The organism is Citrobacter sp. Awk 4 (assembly GCF_028069725.1).
Classification (GTDB): Bacteria; Pseudomonadota; Gammaproteobacteria; order Enterobacterales; family Enterobacteriaceae; genus Citrobacter_D.
This window is the reverse complement of record NZ_JANEWG010000131.1, coordinates 1-927: the sequence shown is the minus strand read 5'-3', so window position 1 is coordinate 927 and position 927 is coordinate 1. Positions and strand designations below refer to the sequence as shown.

The 927-nt window shown below is 44.3% G+C and carries 1 protein-coding gene and 1 pseudogene; both read right to left on the bottom strand.

All coding sequences use genetic code 11. The features are described from left to right. Window positions 1-240 (bottom strand): annotated as a pseudogene (locus NNO04_RS22480) (hypothetical protein); the annotation flags it as partial. Further along, window positions 227-927: RHS repeat-associated core domain-containing protein (locus NNO04_RS22475; RefSeq protein WP_271446528.1), on the bottom strand; the 701-nt coding region annotated here is incomplete at its 5' end. The gene NNO04_RS22475 and the pseudogene NNO04_RS22480, both read right to left, overlap by 14 nt.

Here is a 927-nt window from a genome sequence, read left to right as displayed (position 1 = left end):
TAATTCATCAGCAGATTCCTTTCTGTCAAAATCGACATCATAGCGTTCTATTTTTGAGAATATTCTCATATCCATTTTCATTAAATGTTTCACATTTGAGGAAACAAACATAGACCAAAGCGTTTTACTCTGTTCTTTACTAAAGAATATAATATCTCCGCACTTAACAGCTTGCATTAGATCAGGGCATTCCTCAAAACGCCATATTTCAAAAAAGTCTTCATATTCAGAAAAAGACATGCCCTCTTCCTCCGCTAGATTTTCCTGATTCCCAATCTTTCCATTTGACATGGGGTATATCATTTTCAGGTGCATTCTGTGTGTGCGATTCATTTGGATGAACTTCATACCCTTTCTTGTAAGGTCCACCCATCTCATTATAGGGATCGCTAGGTGCGCCTTGTCTTTGCATCCGTTCGCGGCCCTGATTAACAAGATCTATAGCATTTTTTTCGTTTGCCACCCTAAAGTTAGTATTTTTACCGTTTCTGATAGCTTCAACAGCCTGTCTCCATTCTTTAGTGCCTGGCCGTATAACAGGTAAATTTGACGCATTACCGACTTCATTACCAGTCAGACCACATTTCAATAAACCAAGTGGGTCGATCCAACTGAGAGGGTTCAGTGCATAACTATAGAGGTTAATACCTCCATTTAGCCCTATCGGGTCCTGACTGATAAACCTGCCGCACTCCGGCGCGTAATACCTGAACAGATTATAATGCAGTCCTGTCTCTTCATCAAAATACTGTCCCGGCAGGCGCAGCGGCTGATGATAATACGCTCCGCTGTTGCTGATGTCTCCCCGGTTTTCACCAAATCCCGCCTGGTAGCCCGCCCACACCAGCGTCCCGTCCGCTGTGGTCACCTCCTGTACCGTGCCCGTCAGGTCCGTGTGGTAATACCAGATTTTCCGGCTTTCTCCGC